This is a genomic window from Jiangella gansuensis DSM 44835 (assembly GCF_000515395.1).
In the GTDB taxonomy this organism is placed as follows: Bacteria; Actinomycetota; Actinomycetes; order Jiangellales; family Jiangellaceae; genus Jiangella; species Jiangella gansuensis.
In genome coordinates this window covers 3,423,987-3,441,488 of record NZ_KI911782.1, presented here as the reverse complement: position 1 = coordinate 3,441,488, position 17,502 = coordinate 3,423,987, and the positions used below count along the sequence as shown (strand labels likewise).

The following is a 17,502-nucleotide window of genomic DNA, read 5'->3' as shown; positions in this document are numbered from 1 at the left end:
TCGTGGTCGAAGGCGGCTGGTTTCTTCTTGGCGACCTTCCGCAGCTCCTTCACCGCGTCGGGGTCGTCGTCGAGCTGGATGAGCACGGCGGCCTGGTGCAGTGTCAGCTCGTAGTCCGCCCCGGCCTTCCGGGCGACCTCGTGCTCGGCCACAGCCAGGCCGGTCTCAACGGCGTCGCGTTTGGCGCGCTCATGCACGCTGACACGGACGAAGGCCATTCCCTGCATCGCGGTATCGCCGAGGTCGAAGCCGAATCCGTCGCGATGATGATCGGCTCCAGCCACGGCATGGACACCAGCGGATACACCGTTCCCTACATCGCGTCCTGGTCATCAACAGTGCCTGACACCGAACCGGCCGACGTGGTCCGCATGACCGGTGGACGAGTACGGACCACCGCACTGCGGATCCTCGACCAACTCCCCGAGCCACCCACCAACGACGGCGCACCACCCGGCCTGCGACGGTACGGAGCCAGAGCCGATCGCATGTCGAGGACGATCTGTCGCGTCCGGCCGGACCGAACGCCGTCCATCGCGCCCAACGCCACCGACCACGACTCGCATACTCCGTCGATGCCTCCTTGCCGGAACCGCACCGATCCCAGGTAACTAAGCGTGACCGCGTGCGTGCGGGTAAAGGTGGCGGCGCGACGCGTGCGGACGCTTCGGACGAAATGCCGTTCTGCCCCGGCGAGATCGCCGAGATCGCGCAGCGTGCGGGCCGTCTCGTGGGCGAGGCTTGCTTCGGCGAAGAAGAACACTCGGGCCGGTTCGTCGCCGCCGGGCGCAGCTGCGGCGAGATCGGCCTCAGCTCGGTTCAGCGCCGCTGCCGCGTCGGCGTCTCGTCCAGCGATAGCCAGCGCCCGGGCGTGGACGACACCGAGCAGCGCGCGCTCTCGTGGCGTCGCCCTCCGATAGCGATCGCTGTCCACCGATGCTGCCCCCAACTGCAGCGCCCGAAATAGGCCCACATCCAGGATTTCAATACTGCACCGTTCGGTTCAACGTGGTACGCTCAACCACATGGTTCAGCAAGAGCGCCTCAATCAGGCCTTCTCAGCACTCGCCGATCCCACGCGCCGGTCCGTGCTCGCACGGCTCGGTGAGGGGCCGGCCTCGCTGAGCGAGCTCGCGGAGCCGTTCGGCATCACCATCACAGGCATGCAGAAGCATGTCGCGGCGCTCGAGGCGGCCGGTCTCGTCGCGACCGCGAAGGTCGGTCGCACCCGCCAGGTGCGACTGGGCGACGAAGGATTGGACGACGCCATGGCCTGGATCGCGTTCTACCGGCGGCTCTGGCAACGTCGCCTCGACGGGCTCGACGCCTATCTCACACTTCAGAAGGGAACTCAGTCATGACCGAGCACACCGCTCGCACGGCGACCACTGACCTGTTCGATGCCCCCGATGGCACGTACGGCATGCGGCTCACCCGCTACCTGCCCGCCACCCCCGCGGTCGTCTTCGACACCTACACCGATGCCGACAAACAGAAGATCTGGTTCTCGATCCTCGATGAGGAGCCCGGTGTCGTCGAGATCGAGAACGACCTGCGCGTCGGCGGAACACAGACCGCGAAGTGGGGTCCGAACGCCGACCAACTCTTCTCCGAGGTGCAGATCTGGGAGGTCGTCGAACCGCCGCGCCGACTCGTGTCGAACTCCACGGGCTCCGATCCGTCGGGCGGCTCTATGACGACACGCGTCGAGGTCACCTTCGAGGCCGACGGCGACGGCACGCTCATGACCGTCGTGCAGACGGGCTTTCCTACGGCCGAGTTCCGTGACTTCTGGGCCACGACCGGCTTGCCGGGTGCGTTCGACCGCATCGAAACCTACCTCACCCGCGATGCCGCTTAGGTGTGATTTCCGACCAGGTTGTCCAACCGGGTGATGGGTGGAAGGCCACCGAGGACTGAGTGGGGCCGGTGGTGGTGGTTGTACTGGTGGAGCCACCCTGCCAGTGCTGCGCGGCGGGCGTCCTCTGAGCGGTAGAGCTTCTTGTAGGCCCAGCCGTCGGACAGGGCGCGGTGAGATCTCTCGATCTTCCCGTTGGTCTGTGGCCGGTAGGGCCGGGTCTTCTTAATCGTGATGCCGAGCTCTTCGCAGGCGTCGCGCCACAGGAACGACTTGTAGGCGTAGCCGTTGTCGGACAGCACGCGTTCGATGGTGACGCCGCGTTCGGCGAACCAGGCCACCGCTCGGTAGAGGACCCCGACGGCGGTCGCGGCGGAGTTGCGGTAGCCCTGCTGGACACCGACGAAGCGCCATCCGCCCCGCCACTGCTCCCCCGCACATACGTTTGTCGGATTCCAACTGATCACAGGTTGGCGGGTCGCCCTCTTCGCAGAGGGCCTCCTGCTCAGGTCTCGATTGCGTAGAGGTGGATACGAGCGAGCCGGATCCGCCGCACCGGTCGGTAGCCACGCCTCGCGCGTCCGTCGTCGCTGTCACCGCACGCCGAACGAGTGCAACTGGTGAGCCAGGGTCCTACTGGCATACCTGCGGGGTATGCAGGTTCAACTGACCGGGCCCCGGTACGCCCCACCTTTCCAGACCTCTAACCGGGCGATCGATATTGCGCCGAATGACGACGGCCTGCCGGGCATCGTGTCGCTGCGCGACGTCGTGGGTGCGGGGATGACGTTCGGTCTCGTCCTGTCCGTGCTGGCGTTGATCATCGCGACGGTGGTGTGGGGGTTCGGCGCGAACTCGTCGAACCCGCACCTGGCGGGGCGGGGGAAGTCCGGCGTGCTGGTCGCCTGCGGCGCCGCGGTGCTGTGTGGCGCCGCGGTGACGCTGGTGAACTTCTTCTGGGACGTCGGCCAGGGCATCTCGTGAGAGTGCGAGGTCGGCGATGAGTATCTGCGACGTGCCGGTCATCGCCGAGGTCTGCAATCTTGGCGGTGACGTCGCCGGCGTCATGGTGGCCGCGCCGTTCGAGTGGCTCGCCTCCGCTGCCGGCCATGCCGCCGCGATGATGTTCGAGAACGTGTGGGCGGTCTTCGACACCACGACGCTGGTGGACCTCACGCCCGAGCAGTACATCGCGGTCTACAACATCGTGTTCGGGATCGCGATCGTCGTGATGCTGGTGTTCTCCTTCCTCCAACTCGGCACCGGGCTCATCCGTCGTGACGCCGACGCCCTGCAGCACCCGGTCCCGGGGTTGGCCAAATCGGTGCTCGGGTCGTTCCTCGTCGTGACATCGACGGCAACATTGCTGGAAATCGTCGACCAGCTCTGCATCGGGATCGTCGAGCCCACCGGAACGACGATGGAGCAGATGGGCGATCGAATCGCCGCGCTCGCACTCGGCCTGACCGCGATCACCTTCGCCACCCCCGGGGTCGGCGCGATCATCGTTCTCATCCTGGGCGGGATAGTGACACCCAGCCGATCGGCCAGCTCAGCCAGCGACACCACCGGCCCAAGGGGATCACGCGGCGCACCTACCGCCTCGGCTTCGCCGTCAGTCTCGGCACCCATTTCGAGGTCCATGACAGCCACGTGCGCGAGACCTGCCAAGCCCGGCCCAGACGGCCCGAAGAACCCTGGCAACGAGCATGAAGTGTCGAACTTGTGTCGAGTTGCCACTCCGCCCTCCTATGAAAAGGATTCCGGTCATGGCCTCTGACCTGGTGTTTCAGTGGAGCTGAGGGGACTCGAACCCCTGACCCCCTCCATGCCATGGAGGTGCGCTACCAGCTGCGCCACAGCCCCGTGCTCGACGGCTCCGCTAGCTTAGCCGACCGGACCCGGAAGCTCATAATCGGCCCCGGACCTGCAGCTCAGCCCGGTTTCAGCCCTCTTCGATCACCACGGGGGTCGGCAGCGTCCCGGCGTTGTGCTCGACCAGGATCCAGCCGTCGTCGCCCTCGCGGAGCATGGACCACGAGCAGTTCGACAGTCCGCCCATGTTGGTGAACCGGTGCAGCGGCATGCCGATCGCCGCCGCGATGCCCAGTCGTGCCGCGCCGCCATGTGTGGTCAGGACCGCCAGGCCGTTCTCGGGCAGCCGGGCCGTGGCGTCGGTGATGGCGGCGAGGATCCGCTCGGCCACCTCCTGCCGGCTCTCCCCACCGCCGACGCGCAGCAGCGGGTCGCCGCCGCGCCAGCCCTTGTACTCGTCGGGCCAGCGCGCCGCGATCTCTGCGGTCGTGCAGCCCTGCCACTCGCCGGCGTACGTCTCACGAAGCCGCTGGTCGAGCCGTACCTCCAGCCCGACCAGCTCGGCCAGCGCCGCGGTGGTGTCCTGGGCGCGGCGTAGGTCCGACGAGATCAGCAGGTTCGGCGCCAGTGCCGCCAGCCGGGCGGCGGCCTCCCGGGCCTGTTGCCGGCCGAGGTCGTCGAGGTCGACGTCGGTCTGGCCCTGGAAGCGCCCAGCCGCGTTCCACTCCGTCCGGCCGTGTCGCCACAGGACGACGCGCCGGCTCACTCCTCGTCACCTGAGCGGCCAGCCCGTCCGACATTCACATCCTCGGGCAGCTCGATCACCGGGCAGTCCTTCCACAGCCGCTCCAGGGCGTAGAAGACGCGGTCCTCGGCATGCTGGACGTGTACCACGATGTCGACGTAGTCGAGCAGCACCCAGCGTCCTTCGCGCTCGCCCTCGCGGCGGACCGGCTTGGCCTCGAGGTCGCGCAGCCGTTCCTCCACCGCGTCGACGATGGAGCGGACCTGCCGGTCGTTGGAGGCCGAGCAGACCAGGAACACGTCGGTGATGGCGAGTTGGTCGGACACGTCGAAGGCGACGATGTCGTCGGCCAGCTTGTCGGCCGCGGCCTCGGCAGCCGCGATCGTGAGCTGGGTCGCGCGATCGGTTGCGGTCAAGCCGGCGTCCCTCTCTCCTGTGGTCTGACGGTCCTAGCGTCTCACGTTCCGACGTAGAGGCCGCGCTTGTTGATGTACTGGACGATTCCGTCCGGCACGAGGTACCAGATCGGCTCGCCGGCGGTGACCCGGTGCCGGCACTCGCTGGAGGAGATGGCCAGGGCCGGAACCTCGACCAGGGTGACTTTGTCCTCCGGCAGTCCGACGGCGGACAGGTCGTGCCCGGGCCGGGTGCAGCCGACGAAGTGCGCCCACTGGAACAGCTCGTCGTGGTCGCGCCAGGACAGGATCTGCCCCAGGGCGTCCGCGCCGGTGATGAAGTACAGCTCGACGTCTTCGCCGCGCTGCGTTCGCAGGTCGCGCAGGGTGTCGACGGTGTACGTGGGGCCACCGCGGTCGATGTCGACCCGGCTCACTGAGAACACCGGGTTCGACGCGGTGGCGATGACCGTCATCAGGTAACGGTCTTCGGCCGGGGTGACCTGCCGGTCGGTCTTCTGCCACGGCTGACCGGTCGGGACGAAGACGACCTCGTCGAGGCCGAACCAGTGCTGGACCTCACTGGCCGCGACCAGGTGACCGTGGTGGATCGGGTCGAACGTGCCGCCCATGACCCCGATCCGGGTGCGGTTGCTCACCGTGATGCCTGTGCCGCGCTCAGGCGTGCGGCCGGCCCCTGCCGAACGCCAGCACGACGAGGAGCAGCACCACCAGAATGGCGAACGCGGAGATGCCCCAGCCGACGGCGGGGAAGCCTTCGGATTCGGAGTGGGCCTCTTCGGCCATCAGCACCAGGGTCTTCATGGGCCGACAGCCTACCGTCAGTCGCGGACGTGTCCGTCACCGGTGACGACGTACGTCGTCGTAGTGAGTTCCGGCAGGCCCATGGGACCGCGGGCGTGCAGCTTCTGGGTGGAGATGCCGATCTCGGCGCCGAAACCGAACTGCTCGCCGTCGGTGAACCGGGTGGACGCGTTGACCATGACCGCGGCGGAGTCGGTGGTGGCCGCGAACCGCTGCGAGGCTGCCAGCGACCGGGTGACGATCGCCTCGGTGTGACCGCTCCCCCAGCGCCGGATGTGCGCCACCGCGTCGTCGAGGGTGTCGACGACGGCGACCGCGAGGTCGAGCGAGAGGTACTCCGCGGACCAGTCGTCGTCGGTGGCCGCAACGACGGCGTCGTCGTGGGCACGCACCCGATCGTCGCCGTGGACGGTGACGCCCTCGGCCCGCAGCGCGGCCAGCACCTGCGGCAGGAACGTGTCGGCGACGTCGGCGTGCACCAACAGCGTCTCGGCGGCGTTACAGACGCTCGGCCGCTGGACCTTGGCGTTAAGCACGATGGCCAGTGCCTTCTCGAGGTCGGCGTCGGCGTCGACGTAGACGTGGCAGTTGCCGACGCCGGTCTCGATGACCGGAACGGTGGACTCCTCGACCACGCTGCGGATGAGCCCGGCGCCGCCGCGCGGGATGAGCACGTCGACCAGGCCGCGGGCGCGCATGAGCTGTTTGGCTTCGTCGTGGCCGCCCGGCACCAACTGGATGGCGTCGGCCGGGAGCCCGGCGCTCGCGACGGCGGCGGCCAGCACGTCGACGATGGCCTCGTTCGAGGTCGCGGCGCTCGACGAGCCCTTGAGGAGCACGGCGTTGCCGCTCTTCAGCGCCAGGCCGGCGGCGTCGGCGGTGACGTTGGGCCGGGCCTCGTAGATGATGCCGACGACGCCCATGGGTACCCGCCGCTGGGTGACCTGCAGCCCGTTGGGCAGCGTGTAGCCCCGCACGACCTCGCCGACCGGGTCGGGCAGCCCGGCCACCTGGCGCAGCCCGTCTGCCATGCCCGCGATGCGCGTGGCGTCGAGGCGCAGCCGGTCGACGATGGCGTCGCTGGTGCCGACCGCACGGGCACGGTCGACGTCGGCGGCGTTGCGCTCGACGATGGAGTCGGCGTTCGCCTCCAGCGCGTCAGCCATCGCGTGCAACGCGGCGTCCTTCTCGGCGCGGATGCGCACGGCCAGGTCAGCGGCAGCGGTGCGGGCACGGTGGCCCAGGTCGGCGATACTCACGCTGCTCAGTCTAGTTCCGGTCCCGTTGGTCCTCGCCGCCGCCAGCCATTCCCCCACCCTCGGTTGATCTTGAACCTGTTCTGGTATCAATCGGACATTTCGCGCCGAGTTCGCCGAACGACTCCAAGATCAACGCCCAGGGTGGGGCGGGACGGACCCAGCCACGGTCAGGGCCGGCGGGTCGTCGCCCGTCCGAGCAGCACGAGGTCGTCGCGGTGCACGACCTCCCGCTCGTATTCCGGGCCGAGCTCGCGAGCCAGGTCCTTCGTCGAGCGGCCCAGCAGACTCGGCAGCTCGGCCGCGTCGTAGTTCACCAGCCCGCGCGCCACCGCGTGCCCGTGCTCGTCGAGCAGGTCGACGGGGTCGCCGGCCGTGAACGTACCGTCGACGGCCGTGATACCGGCGGGCAACAATGATGCGCCCCGCTCGACGACGGCGCGCACCGCGCCGGCATCGAGGGTGAGGCTGCCGCGGCCGTCCGTGGCGTGCTCCAGCCACAACAGCCGGGTGGCGCGGCGGGACGCGCGGCGATGGAACCAGGTCCCGACGGGGTCGCCGTCCAAGACGGCCGACACCTGCGGCGCCGCGGCCAGCACGACGTCGGCACCGGAGCCGGTGGCGATGGTGGCCGCCTCGACCTTGGTCACCATGCCGCCGCTGCCCAGACCGGACTTGCCGGCCGAGCCGACATCGACGCCGGCGAGATCGGCGAGGTCGTGGACGTCGGAGATACGGCTGGTCTCCGGCCGGTGCGGATTGCCGTCGTACAGCCCGTCGACGTCGGAGAGCAGCACCAGCAGGTCCGCGTGCACCAACTGGGCGACGAGGGCCGCGAGCCGGTCGTTGTCGCCGAAGCGGATCTCGTGCGTGGCGACCGTGTCGTTCTCGTTCACGATCGGGACCACGCCGAGCGCGAGCAGCTGGTGCAGCGTCCGGTAGGCGTTGCGGTAGTGCGAGCGGCGGGTGACGTCGTCGACGGTGAGCAGGACCTGGCCCACGCGCAGCCCGTGCGCGGCGAACGCGGCGGTGTAGTTGGCCATCAACAGGCCCTGGCCGACACTGGCGGCGGCCTGCTGACGGGCCAGGTCACGCGGGCGGCGCGGCAATCCCAGCGGCGCCAGACCCGCCGCGATCGCCCCGGACGACACCAGCACGACCTCGCGTCCGGCCGCCCGGGCCTTCGCCAGCGCGTCCACCAGAGCCGCGACCCGGCCGTCGTCGAGGCCGCCGTGTGCCGTCGTGAGCGAGGACGACCCCACCTTGACGACGACGCGCGGAGCGGTCGCCACCGCCGAACGCGTTCGGGCACCGTCGTCGGCCACGTCGTCCTCCCCTCGTCGGTTGGGAATGATCACGTCCTCCATGGGTGCACCCGCTTCACCAGGCAAGCATTCCTGGGGTAGCGGGAGGACCCATGCCGGACGTGATCATTTGGGGGTCACTGGCTGGTCACTGGAGGCGGGGATCAGAGCCACGCGGGCCGAGCAGCTCGGAGCCGGCGTGAACACTGGGCTCCCAGTCGAACACCACCGCGTCCTCGCCGCCGATGACCACTTCGTCACCGGGCTGCGCACCGGCCTCGATCAGCGCGTCCTCGACCCCGAGCCGGGCCAGCCGGTCCGCGAGGTACCCCACCGCCTCGTCGTTGGTGAAGTCGGTCTGGTGGATCCACCGCTCAGGCTTGACGCCCCGCACCCGGAACCGTTCGCCCTCGTTGGTGACGGTGAAGCCGGAGTCGTCGACGGCGGTCGGCCGCAGCACCAGCCGGGTGGCCTCCGGCGGCGGCGCAGCAGCCCGGGCGGCACCGACCAGCTCACCCATCGCGAACGTGAGCTCGCGCAGGCCCTCGTGGGACGCCGCGGACACCGGGAAGACCCGCCAGCCGCGCGCCTCGATATCGGCCCGGACCAGGTCGACCAGGTCGCGCGCGTCCGGCACGTCGATCTTGTTCAGCGCGACCATCCGCGGCCGGTCGTCCAGGCCGCCGTGCTTCTCGAGCTCGGCCTCGATGACGTCGATGTCGCTGAGCGGGTCGCGGCCGGGCTCCATGGTGGCGCCGTCGACGACGTGCACCAGCGCCTTGCAGCGTTCGACGTGGCGCAGGAACTCGTGCCCGAGCCCACGGCCCTCGCTGGCGCCCTCGATCAGGCCCGGCACGTCGGCGACGGTGTACCGGATGTCGCCGGCCTCGACGACGCCGAGGTTCGGCGTGAGCGTCGTGAACGGGTAGTCGGCGATCTTCGGCCGGGCCGCGGAGATGGCGGCGATCAGGCTGGATTTGCCGGCGCTGGGGAAGCCGACCAGGCCCACGTCCGCGACGCTCTTCAGCTCCAGGACGACATCGAGGGTGTCCCCGGGCTCGCCCAGCAGCGCGAACCCCGGCGCCCGGCGGCGCTTCGAGGCCAGCGCGGCGTTGCCCAGCCCGCCGTTGCCGCCCTTGGCGACCACGAAGCGGGTGCCCGCGCCGACGAGATCGACAAGTACCTCGCCGCCCCGGGTGCTGACGACCGTGCCGTCGGGGACCGGGAGGACGACGTCGTCGCCGTCGGCACCCGAACGGTTGCTGCCCTCGCCGGGCGCGCCGTTCTTGGCCTTGCGGTGCGGCGAGCGGTGGTAGTCGAGCAGCGTGGTGGTGTTGGGGTCGACGACGAGCACGATGTCGCCGCCGCGGCCGCCGTTGCCGCCGTCCGGGCCGCCGAGCGGCTTGAACTTCTCGCGGTGAACCGACACGCAACCATGGCCGCCGGAACCGGCCGCGAGATGCAGCACGACGCGGTCGACGAAGCTGGGAATCGCCATCACTGCACCTCCTCTGGTTCGATCATGGCGTCGATCACGAGTGGATCACGGAGTGGTTCGAGACGGAGAAAAGGGCGGGCCGGTCGAGGTGACCGGCCCGCCCTTCTGCGTTCACACGTGTTGCTCGCGCGGAGCGGGGATCACTCCCCCGCCGGCACGACGATGTTGACGACCTTGCGGCCACGCTTGACGCCGAACTCGACCGAACCGGCGGAGGTGGCGAACAGGGTGTCGTCCTTGCCCCGGCCGACGTTCTCGCCCGGGTGGAAGTGGGTCCCGCGCTGGCGGACGATGATCTCGCCGGAGTTGACCAGCTGGCCGCCGAAGCGCTTCACGCCGAGCCGCTGCGCGTTGGAGTCGCGCCCGTTCTTGCTGGACGAGGCGCCCTTCTTGTGAGCCATGAGTGGTTCCTGCCTACTTCGTCTCGATGCCGGTGACCTTGACCTGGGTGTACTTCTGCCGGTGCCCCTGGCGCCGGCGGTACCCGGTCTTGTTCTTGTACCGAAGAATGTGGATCTTCGGGCCCTTGGTGGCGCCGACGATCTCAGCCGTCACGCTCACCCCGGCCAGCGCCTTGGCGTCGGACGTCACGGTCTCACCGTCGACGAGGAGGACCGCCGGCAGCGTGATGGTGGCGCCGACCTCGGCGTTGTTGAGCTGGTCGACGTCGATGACGTCTCCGACGGAGACCTTCCTCTGGTTGCCGCCGCTGCGGACGATCGCGTACACCGCGGACTCACTCTCTCACTCGGGCTTCGGGCGCGCATGCTCCCGCGAAAGTCGCGAGGCGTGCGGGTATAGGCGCAAGATGCGCCGACGCCCTAGGGTACGGAATCTTGCCTGGTCCGGTCAAACTCACCGGAGCCTGTGCTGATCACGCGCCGGGCGGCGCCGTTGCCGCCCGGACGCGATCACGATCATGGGACGCTGACCGGCTCGTCCGGGCTGCCAGCAGGTCGCTGGGCGCGGCGCCGGGTGCGACGCGGCCGGGCCGGCTCGCTGTCGGACGACACCGGCTCGCTCGCAGCGCCCGACGACACCGACGCGGTGCCGACGGTGGTCGCGGCGCCGGCACCGTCGGTGGCGATCTCGGCCGCCCCGCTGCCGGGACTCTCCGTGCTCCTGGCCGGTGCCGCGGACTCGCCCGCCGACGGGGTCAGCGGTTCGGCCGGTGCGGCCTCGGCCGCCGGCCCGCTGGATCGCCGGCTGGACCTGCGGCGGGGCTTCTTCTCCGGCTGACGTTCCGAGGCCGGTGCGTCGTCGGCCGCACCCTGGCCTGCCGCAGTCTGGCCGGCGGGCGCCTGCCCAGTCGCGGCCGCTTCGACCGCGCCGGGGCCGGTGGCCAGCGTCTCGGCCGGCTGCGGCGGAGGCGGAGGCGGAGGTGGCGTCGCGGCAGCCCGCTCGTCGCCCTCGTCCGAGGTCCCGTTGGCCGCCACCGGCATCAGATCGGCCGGCGACGCCTCGCCGGGGCTGGCCAGCGCCTCGAGTTTCGGGGTCAGCGGCTCGGCCGGCTTCTCCACCGGCGGCTGCTCGTTCTTGCGCCGGCGTCCGCGTCGCTCCGAGCGGCCGCCGCGGGTGTCGTCGGACCCGGACGAACCGTTGGACCCGCCGCCGGACCCGGACTCGACCGGGTGCGTGTGCACGAGCAGGCCACGGCCCTTGCAGTGCGGGCACGGCTCGCTGAACGCCTCCAGCAGGCCGGTGCCGATGCGTTTACGGGTCATCTGCACCAGCCCTAGCGACGTCACCTCGGCCACCTGGTGCTTGGTGCGGTCACGGCCCAGGCACTCGACCAGGCGGCGCAGCACGAGGTCACGGTTGGCCTCGAGCACCATGTCGATGAAGTCGATGACGATGATGCCGCCGATGTCGCGCAGCCGCAGCTGACGCACGATCTCCTCGGCCGCCTCCAGGTTGTTCTTGGTGACCGTCTCCTCGAGGTTGCCCCCGGAGCCGGTGAACTTGCCGGTGTTGACGTCGACCACGGTCATCGCCTCGGTGCGGTCGATGACCAGCGAGCCGCCGCTGGGCAACCAGACCTTGCGGTCCATGGCCTTGGCGATCTGCTCGTCGATCCGGTAGGCGGCGAAGACGTCGTCGGGGCCGGTCCACTTCTCGACGCGGTCGCGCAGCGAGCCGGCCACGCTGGTGACGTACTCGTCGATGGTGTCCCAGACGCGGTCGCCGGAGACCACGAGCTTGGTGAAGTCCTCGTTGAACAGGTCGCGGACGACCTTGATGGCGAGGTCGGGCTCGCCGTGCAGCAACTGCGGGGCATTGCCGCCGGCGGACTTCTTCTGCAGCGCCTCCCACTCAGCCTTCAGCCGTGCGACGTCGTTGGTCAGCTCCTCCTCCGATGCGCCCTCGGCGGCGGTACGGACGATGACACCGGCGTCCTCGGGGACGACCTGCTTGAGGATCTTCTTCAGCCGGGTGCGTTCGGTGTCGGGCAGCTTGCGGCTGATGCCGTTCATGGAGCCGCCGGGCACGTAGACGACGTAACGACCGGGAAGGCTCACCTGGCTGGTCAGCCGGGCACCCTTGTGGCCGATCGGGTCCTTGGTGACCTGCACCAGCACCGGTTGGCCGGACTTGAGGACGTCCTCGATGCGCTTGGGGCCGTCGTTCCTGCCCGGGCCGGTCCAGTCGACCTCTCCGGCGTAGAGCACGGCGTTGCGGCCGCGGCCGATGTCGATGAACGCAGCCTCCATGGCCGGCAGCACGTTCTGCACCCGGCCCAGGTAGACGTTGCCGATGAGCGACTGCTGCGAGGCCTGGCTCACGTAGTGCTCCACCAGGACGCTGTCCTCGAGGACGGCGATCTGGGTGAGGTCGCCGGACTGCCGGACCGCCATCACACGGTCGACGGCCTCACGGCGGGCCAGGAACTCGGCCTCGGACAGGATGGGCGGGCGGCGCCGGCCGGCCTCACGGCCTTCGCGGCGGCGCTGCTTCTTCGCCTCCAGCCGGGTCGAGCCCTTGACCGAGGTGACCTCGTCGTCCAGCTCGCGGGTCTCACGCACGCGCACGACGGTGTTCGGCGGGTCGTCCGGGCGGGTGTCCTCGCCGTCCTCGCTGCGGCGGCGCCGCCGGCGACGCCGTCGGCGGGTGCCGGACTCGTCGCCGTCGTCGCTGTCCTGAGCGTCCTCGGAACCGGAGTCGTCGTCGCTGTCCTGGCTCTCGTCGGAGTCGGATTCGGCGTCGTCGCCGCTGTCGGGGCCGTCGTCGGACTTGCGTCGCCGGCCGCGGCCGCCGCGGCGCCGACGCCGGCGGCGGGTGGCGTCGCCATCGCCGTCACCGTCGGTGTCGTCGTCGGGCTCGTCGGATTCCGCGGCGGGCGACTCGGCCTCGTCCGGCTGCTTCTCCTCGACCTCGGGTTCGGCCTCGGCGACCGCGGTACGGCGGCTGCGACGGGGTTTGACCGGCTGCGCGGCTTCGGGATCGGGCGCGGCGAACAGCGGGGTGGCGTCGAACGACGGCGGCTGGAACAGCACGCCCGCGGACGCACGCTCCTCGACGAACGCGCTCTCGTCACCGGTCGGAGCGAAAGCAGCGGACTGCTCGGCCGGCACGTCAGCGGCGGGGTCCGTGCCGGCTGAGGTGGCGGTGCCGACCTCGGCATCGGGACCGGACGCGGTGGCGTCGACGGACAGCTGGTCGGAGGCGGACTGAGCGGCCTTACGGGACCGGCTGGCACGCTTGCGCGGCGCCTTGGCCGGCTTCTCCGCCGGCTTCTCGGCTGGCTCGGCAGCCGCGGCGGCGTCGCCGGTGGGCTGCTCGACCGCGGGCTCGGTGGCGGTCTCGACAGCGGGCGGCGTGGCCGCCGCGGTCTCGTCGACCTCGGAGATCTCGGCCTGGGCTGTCGCCGCGGCGCTCTTGCGAGCCGCCGGCTTCTTGGCAGTCTTCTTCGCGGTGGTCTTCTTGGCCGCCGTCTTGCGTGCCGGGCGCTTCGCGGGCGCGGGCGCGTCGGCGGCCTCGCCGGACCCGTCGGGGCCGGTCGCGCTGGACGCGTCGGGGCCGGTCGACGCGGTATCGGTGCCGTCGAGCGTGTCGGCGCCTACCGGCGGGCCGGCTGCCCGACTGGCCGCACGCCGCCGACGCGGCTGAGGGGTGTCGGTACCGGCCGGAGCGTTCTCGCTAGAGCCGATATCGCCGGACGAGCCGGTGTTGTCTTCCTGCATGTGGTGCACTCCCGTCGGCTCCGGCGGGGGCGCGCCGCGCCGTGATCGGCGCGCTGCTGCCCACGTCGGAGCGGTACGTCGGCCACCTGTCGCAGCCTGCAGTGGCCGCGACAGGCGGAAAGCCTGTTGCGGCGACGTCCACCGAACCTTCGCGTCGGAGACCGTGCTCCTGGACTGCCGCGGCGGCGCACCCATGTTCAGGCGCCTCGCGGCTGGTCCTTCTCACCAGCCTGCCGTGCCGACCGTCTCCGCACCGGCCGCCGTCGCCAGCGGGTCGCCTGTGAGCGAGCCTGCGGCGTCGAGCGGATCACGCGCGGGACGACGGCGTGGACGTCGTCGGATCGCGCGGCATTGACCACACGACCGATACCGAGTATCGCACAGGTTGACGTGAAAGCCGTGACGCCGGCCGCCCGGGCACCGCCGTGGAGGCGCGCTCCGGAGCATGTTCACGCAGGCCGGAGCCACCGCGGCCGACTGTGCCCGAGATCACGTCCGTACCGTGCCGTCCTGCGTGCCGCCGTCGACTCAGCCGCGCCGGTCGGCAGCAAGCGGGTCACGCAGTGTGTCGTCGTCGCCGTCCCAGATCCCTTGGCCCAGACGAACCGACCGGGGCGGAGCGGGCGGCACGAACCCGGCCACGGACCGCAGCCCGGCCAGCACTTCCTCCGGCCGGACCGTCGGCGACTGGTGCTGGACCACCAGCCGCACCGTCACCGGGTCGTCCGCGGAGTCCACCGACGCCGACAACACCGCCTGCCGCGGGTCCAACCGGCGCACACCGTTCTTCGTCAGCCGCTCGACCTCGACGGAGTCGGCGGCCAGGAACGTCTCGACCGCGGCGGCGACCTCGGCGCCGTCGGCGCCCGGCAGCTCGATCCGCCACCTCGAGGCCTGGAGCCTGTCGGCCAGCGCACCGGCGCCGGCCTCCACCACCTCGACGATGTCCAGTCCCGGCGGCAGCGCCCGGTCCAGCGCGGCGCGGATGTCGCCCGGGTCGCACACACGGGTCAGGGACAGTTCCAGGTACTCCGCCTCGCTGGCCGCCCCGGTGGGCGTCGCACCCGCGTAGGACACCTTCGGGTGCGGGGTGAAGCCGTGCGAGTAGGCCATCGGGACGTCGGCGCGGCGCAGCGCACGCTCGAACGCCCGCTGGAAGTCGCGATGGCTGGTGAAGCGCAGCCGGCCGCGCTTGGCGAAACGGACCCGCAGCTTCTGCACGGCCGGGAGCTGCTGGTGCGGTGGAGTGTTCAGGGCGGTTCCTCTCGGCGACGTCGGTGCCGCGGTCGGCCGCGACTCACAAATCTCGGATGACCACCATTGTCACCGCTCCCCCGCGGGCGTACGTTCACAAGCAGTCATTCGTGTGCTGGGGGGCGAGACGATGACGGGTCTTCGTGACGACGCGATGGGGGGCGAGCTGCGCTCGCTGCTGACCGGCGACGTCCTCACCCGGGAAACTGCCGGGTACGACGACGCGCGCCGGGTGTTCAACGCCATGATCGACCGCCACCCGGCGCTGATCGTCCAGTGCGAGGACCGCACCGATGTGGCGGTGTCGGTCGCGTTCGCGCGAGACCACGGACTCGAGGTGGCGGTGCGCGGCGGCGGCCACAGCGTCGCCGGGCTGGCCCTGACCGACGGGCTGGTGATCGACCTGCGCCGGATGAACGACGTCTCCGTCGACCCGGTGGCCCGCACGGCCACCGTCGGCGGCGGCGCCATCATGGCCGACCTGGACCGGGCCTGCACGGCGCACGGCTTGGCAACCACCGGCGGACGGGTCTCGACCACTGGTGTCGGCGGCTTCGTACTCGGCGGCGGCACGGGTTGGCTGGACCGCCTGTTCGGACTGGCCTGCGACAACCTGCTCGAAGCCGAGGTGGTGACCGCCGGCGGCGAGGTCGTGCGGGCCGCACCAGACAGCCATCCCGACCTGTTCTGGGCGCTGCACGGCGGTGGCGGCAACTTCGGGGTGGTCACATCGATGGTGTTGCGCCTGCATCCGCTGCCGGCGTCGACGTTCGGCCTGCTGCTGTGGCAACCGGAACGGGGTCCCGAACTGGTCCGCGCCTTCCGGGACCTCATCGAGAACGGGCCGGACGAGCTCGGCGGCGGCGTCATCTTCCTGACCGGCCCGGCGGGCGAGGATTTCGTCCCCGCGGCGCTGGTCGGCCAGTTGGCGCTGGCGATTGTGCTCGTCTACGCCGGGACCGAGACGGAGCTTCGACGGGTGGCCGGCCCACTGTTCGACGCCGCTCCGGCCGGCCAGTACGTGGCCGAGCTGCCGTACGACGAGCTTCAGTCGGCGATGGACGACCCGCCCGGATACCGCAACTACTGGTCGGCCGAGCACCTCCACGCGCTGCCGGACGAGGCGGCCGACGCCTTCTGCGCCGGTGCCGCGGACATGCTGGTGCCGTCGGCGTCACAACACGTGTTGTTCTCGATGGGCGGCGCGATCGCGCGGGGACCGGCCGACCACCCTGTCCCCTGGCGCCGAGCGTCGTGGGTCGTGCACCCGTTCGGGCTGTGGACCGATGCCGCCGACGACGAACGCGGAATCCGCTGGACCCGCGCCGTGCGCGCCGCCGTCCGCCCCTGGAGCACCGGCGACGTATACCTGAACTTCATCGGCGACGAGGGACGCGAGCGAGTGGTGTCCGGGTTCGGCGCTGACGGCTACGCGCGGCTGGCCGCCGTCAAGGCCAGGTACGACCCGGCGAACATGTTCCACCGCAATCACAACGTGCGGCCGGCCTGACGGCGGCACGTGTCACACCGCGAGCAGACCCTCCAGGACGGTGCGCGCCCGGCCGGCCAGTTCCACCCGGTCGCCGCGGACCGTCGCCCGCACTGTGCCGCCGCGCTCGGACAGCTGGGCGCCGGTCAGCGTCGCGCCGTCCCGCGTACCCAGCGCCGCGGCCCAGTAGGGCGCCAGCACGCAGTGCGCCGAACCGGTGACGGGATCCTCCGGGATGCCTTCGCGGGGAGCGAAGAAGCGCGACACGAAGTCGTAGGGTGCACCGACATCGGCCCGGGCGGTGACGATGAAGCCCCGGGCATCGACGGCGGCCATCGCGGCCGGGTCAGGCGCGAGGTTCCGGACGGTGGCTTCGTCGGCCAGTTCCACCAGCAGGTCGAAACGGCTCCGGCCGGCCCGGACCGGCGGTGCCCCGAGCGCGGCCGCGAGCCCGTCCGGCACCGGCACCTCGTCCGGCGGCAGCGCCGGGAAGTCCATGCCGACCTCGCCGCCGTCATCGCGGCGCACCGTCAGGACTCCGCTGCGCGTGCTGAACCGGATCGGGCCGGCCTCGCCCCGCTCGAACAGCACGTGCGCCGTGGCCAGGGTGGCGTGGCCGCACAGATCCACCTCGGTGGCGGGGGTGAACCAGCGCAACCGGTAGTCGACCGCAGGGGTGGCGCGGGCGGCCTCGTCACCCTCGACCGGCTCGACGAACGCGGTCTCGGAGTGCCTCATCTCCGCGGCGACCGACTGCATCCATGCGTCGGTGACCTGACGATCCAGGAGGCACACTCCGGCCGGGTTGCCGCCGAAGGGTCGATCGGTGAAAGCGTCGACGACGAGGATCCGCACGATCACCAGCGTACGGGCCTATGGCGC

The 17,502-nt window shown here is 70.8% G+C and carries 17 protein-coding genes, 1 tRNA gene and 2 pseudogenes; 5 read left to right on the top strand and 15 right to left on the bottom strand.

Annotated elements, in window-relative coordinates:
- Positions 1–313: 313 nt before the first annotated feature.
- Positions 314–934 carry an NsdA family TPR-like regulatory protein gene (locus tag JIAGA_RS34625; protein WP_483790130.1) on the bottom strand — a complete coding sequence of 207 codons (621 nt, stop codon included), beginning with the start codon at positions 932–934 and terminating at the stop codon, positions 314–316.
- A 91-nt stretch (positions 935–1,025) separates the two neighbouring features.
- On the opposite strand from JIAGA_RS34625, the gene JIAGA_RS0116400 reads away from it, so the two are divergent.
- Positions 1,026–1,361, top strand: coding sequence for an ArsR/SmtB family transcription factor (locus tag JIAGA_RS0116400; protein WP_026876510.1), 336 nt, complete (start codon positions 1,026–1,028; stop codon positions 1,359–1,361).
- Positions 1,362–1,423: 62 nt separating this feature from the next.
- Entirely contained in the window at positions 1,424–1,861 is a 438-nt protein-coding gene (locus JIAGA_RS0116395) for an SRPBCC domain-containing protein (RefSeq protein ID WP_026876509.1), read from the top strand.
- Here the strand turns inward: JIAGA_RS0116395 and JIAGA_RS30245 are convergent.
- Positions 1,858–2,277: pseudogene (locus tag JIAGA_RS30245) on the bottom strand (integrase core domain-containing protein); the annotation flags it as partial. The gene JIAGA_RS0116395 and the pseudogene JIAGA_RS30245 overlap by 4 nt on opposite strands.
- A 235-nt stretch (positions 2,278–2,512) precedes the next feature.
- Between JIAGA_RS30245 and JIAGA_RS0116385 the strand changes: the two are divergent.
- A complete protein-coding gene (locus JIAGA_RS0116385; RefSeq protein WP_051426177.1) occupies positions 2,513–2,842 on the top strand; it encodes a DUF6112 family protein in 330 nt (109 codons plus the stop codon).
- A 16-nt stretch (positions 2,843–2,858) separates the two neighbouring features.
- Complete coding sequence (locus tag JIAGA_RS30240; RefSeq protein ID WP_026876507.1) at positions 2,859–3,638, top strand: hypothetical protein; 780 nt, start codon at positions 2,859–2,861, stop codon at positions 3,636–3,638.
- Positions 3,639–3,651: 13 nt separating this feature from the next.
- Here JIAGA_RS30240 and JIAGA_RS0116375 read toward each other — a convergent pair.
- The 12 genes and pseudogenes from JIAGA_RS0116375 to JIAGA_RS30220 all read right to left on the bottom strand — a co-directional run bounded on the left by JIAGA_RS0116375 (position 3,652) and on the right by JIAGA_RS30220 (position 15,098).
- Positions 3,652–3,724: transfer RNA gene (locus tag JIAGA_RS0116375), tRNA-Ala, on the bottom strand.
- Positions 3,725–3,803: 79 nt separating this feature from the next.
- Positions 3,804–4,439, bottom strand: coding sequence for a histidine phosphatase family protein (locus tag JIAGA_RS0116370; RefSeq protein ID WP_026876506.1), 636 nt, complete (start codon positions 4,437–4,439; stop codon positions 3,804–3,806).
- Complete coding sequence (gene rsfS / locus JIAGA_RS0116365; protein ID WP_026876505.1) at positions 4,436–4,834, bottom strand: ribosome silencing factor; 399 nt, start codon at positions 4,832–4,834, stop codon at positions 4,436–4,438. The genes JIAGA_RS0116370 and rsfS overlap by 4 nt, the downstream gene beginning before the upstream one ends.
- Positions 4,835–4,875: 41 nt before the next feature.
- A complete protein-coding gene (gene nadD, locus JIAGA_RS30235) occupies positions 4,876–5,472 on the bottom strand; it encodes a nicotinate-nucleotide adenylyltransferase (RefSeq protein WP_245597194.1) in 597 nt (198 codons plus the stop codon).
- Between the two features lie 19 nt (positions 5,473–5,491).
- Entirely contained in the window at positions 5,492–5,638 is a 147-nt protein-coding gene (locus JIAGA_RS34995; protein ID WP_169738876.1) for a hypothetical protein, read from the bottom strand.
- Positions 5,639–5,655: 17 nt separating this feature from the next.
- Positions 5,656–6,897: a glutamate-5-semialdehyde dehydrogenase gene (locus JIAGA_RS0116350; protein ID WP_026876504.1), complete on the bottom strand. Its 1,242-nt coding sequence runs from the start codon at positions 6,895–6,897 to the stop codon at positions 5,656–5,658.
- Positions 6,898–7,064: 167 nt separating this feature from the next.
- On the bottom strand, positions 7,065–8,261 hold the full coding sequence (proB, locus tag JIAGA_RS0116345) for a glutamate 5-kinase (protein ID WP_084469727.1): 1,197 nt from the start codon (positions 8,259–8,261) through the stop codon (positions 7,065–7,067).
- A gap of 88 nt (positions 8,262–8,349) precedes the next feature.
- Positions 8,350–9,690, bottom strand: a pseudogene (gene obgE, locus JIAGA_RS30230) (GTPase ObgE); the annotation flags it as partial.
- A 146-nt stretch (positions 9,691–9,836) separates the two neighbouring features.
- Complete coding sequence (rpmA, locus tag JIAGA_RS0116335; protein ID WP_026876502.1) at positions 9,837–10,097, bottom strand: 50S ribosomal protein L27; 261 nt, start codon at positions 10,095–10,097, stop codon at positions 9,837–9,839.
- Positions 10,098–10,110: 13 nt separating this feature from the next.
- Positions 10,111–10,425 (bottom strand): 50S ribosomal protein L21, encoded by a 315-nt coding sequence (gene rplU, locus JIAGA_RS0116330; RefSeq protein ID WP_026876501.1) that lies wholly within the window; start codon positions 10,423–10,425, stop codon positions 10,111–10,113.
- Positions 10,426–10,613: 188 nt separating this feature from the next.
- On the bottom strand, positions 10,614–13,877 hold the full coding sequence (locus JIAGA_RS30225; RefSeq protein ID WP_051426176.1) for an Rne/Rng family ribonuclease: 3,264 nt from the start codon (positions 13,875–13,877) through the stop codon (positions 10,614–10,616).
- Positions 13,878–14,405: 528 nt separating this feature from the next.
- Positions 14,406–15,098 (bottom strand): TIGR03936 family radical SAM-associated protein, encoded by a 693-nt coding sequence (locus JIAGA_RS30220; protein WP_051426175.1) that lies wholly within the window; start codon positions 15,096–15,098, stop codon positions 14,406–14,408.
- Positions 15,099–15,261: 163 nt separating this feature from the next.
- Between JIAGA_RS30220 and JIAGA_RS0116315 the strand changes: the two genes are divergently transcribed.
- Positions 15,262–16,641: an FAD-binding oxidoreductase gene (locus JIAGA_RS0116315; protein WP_026876500.1), complete on the top strand. Its 1,380-nt coding sequence runs from the start codon at positions 15,262–15,264 to the stop codon at positions 16,639–16,641.
- A gap of 12 nt (positions 16,642–16,653) precedes the next feature.
- On the opposite strand, the gene JIAGA_RS0116310 is transcribed toward JIAGA_RS0116315, so the two are convergent.
- The gene (locus JIAGA_RS0116310) at positions 16,654–17,475 is read right to left on the bottom strand and encodes a PhzF family phenazine biosynthesis protein (RefSeq protein ID WP_026876499.1); all 822 of its coding nucleotides are present in this window, start codon (positions 17,473–17,475) and stop codon (positions 16,654–16,656) included.
- Between the last annotated feature and the right edge of the window lie 27 nt (positions 17,476–17,502).

Bases quoted from the DNA above. Each gene is read 5' to 3' on its own strand.
- JIAGA_RS0116395 (WP_026876509.1), top strand. From the start codon at position 1,424: ATGCGGCTCACCCGCTACCTGCCCGCCACCCCCGCGGTCGTCTTCGAC.
- JIAGA_RS0116385 (WP_051426177.1), top strand. From the start codon at position 2,513: ATGCAGGTTCAACTGACCGGGCCCCGGTACGCCCCACCTTTCCAGACC.
- JIAGA_RS30240 (WP_026876507.1), top strand. From the start codon at position 2,859: ATGAGTATCTGCGACGTGCCGGTCATCGCCGAGGTCTGCAATCTTGGC.
- rpmA (WP_026876502.1), bottom strand. From the start codon at position 10,097: ATGGCTCACAAGAAGGGCGCCTCGTCCAGCAAGAACGGGCGCGACTCC.
- JIAGA_RS0116400 (WP_026876510.1), top strand. From the start codon at position 1,026: ATGGTTCAGCAAGAGCGCCTCAATCAGGCCTTCTCAGCACTCGCCGAT.
- proB (WP_084469727.1), bottom strand. From the start codon at position 8,261: ATGGAGGACGTGATCATTCCCAACCGACGAGGGGAGGACGACGTGGCC.
- JIAGA_RS34995 (WP_169738876.1), bottom strand. From the start codon at position 5,638: ATGAAGACCCTGGTGCTGATGGCCGAAGAGGCCCACTCCGAATCCGAA.
- JIAGA_RS0116315 (WP_026876500.1), top strand. From the start codon at position 15,262: ATGACGGGTCTTCGTGACGACGCGATGGGGGGCGAGCTGCGCTCGCTG.
- JIAGA_RS30225 (WP_051426176.1), bottom strand. From the start codon at position 13,877: ATGCAGGAAGACAACACCGGCTCGTCCGGCGATATCGGCTCTAGCGAG.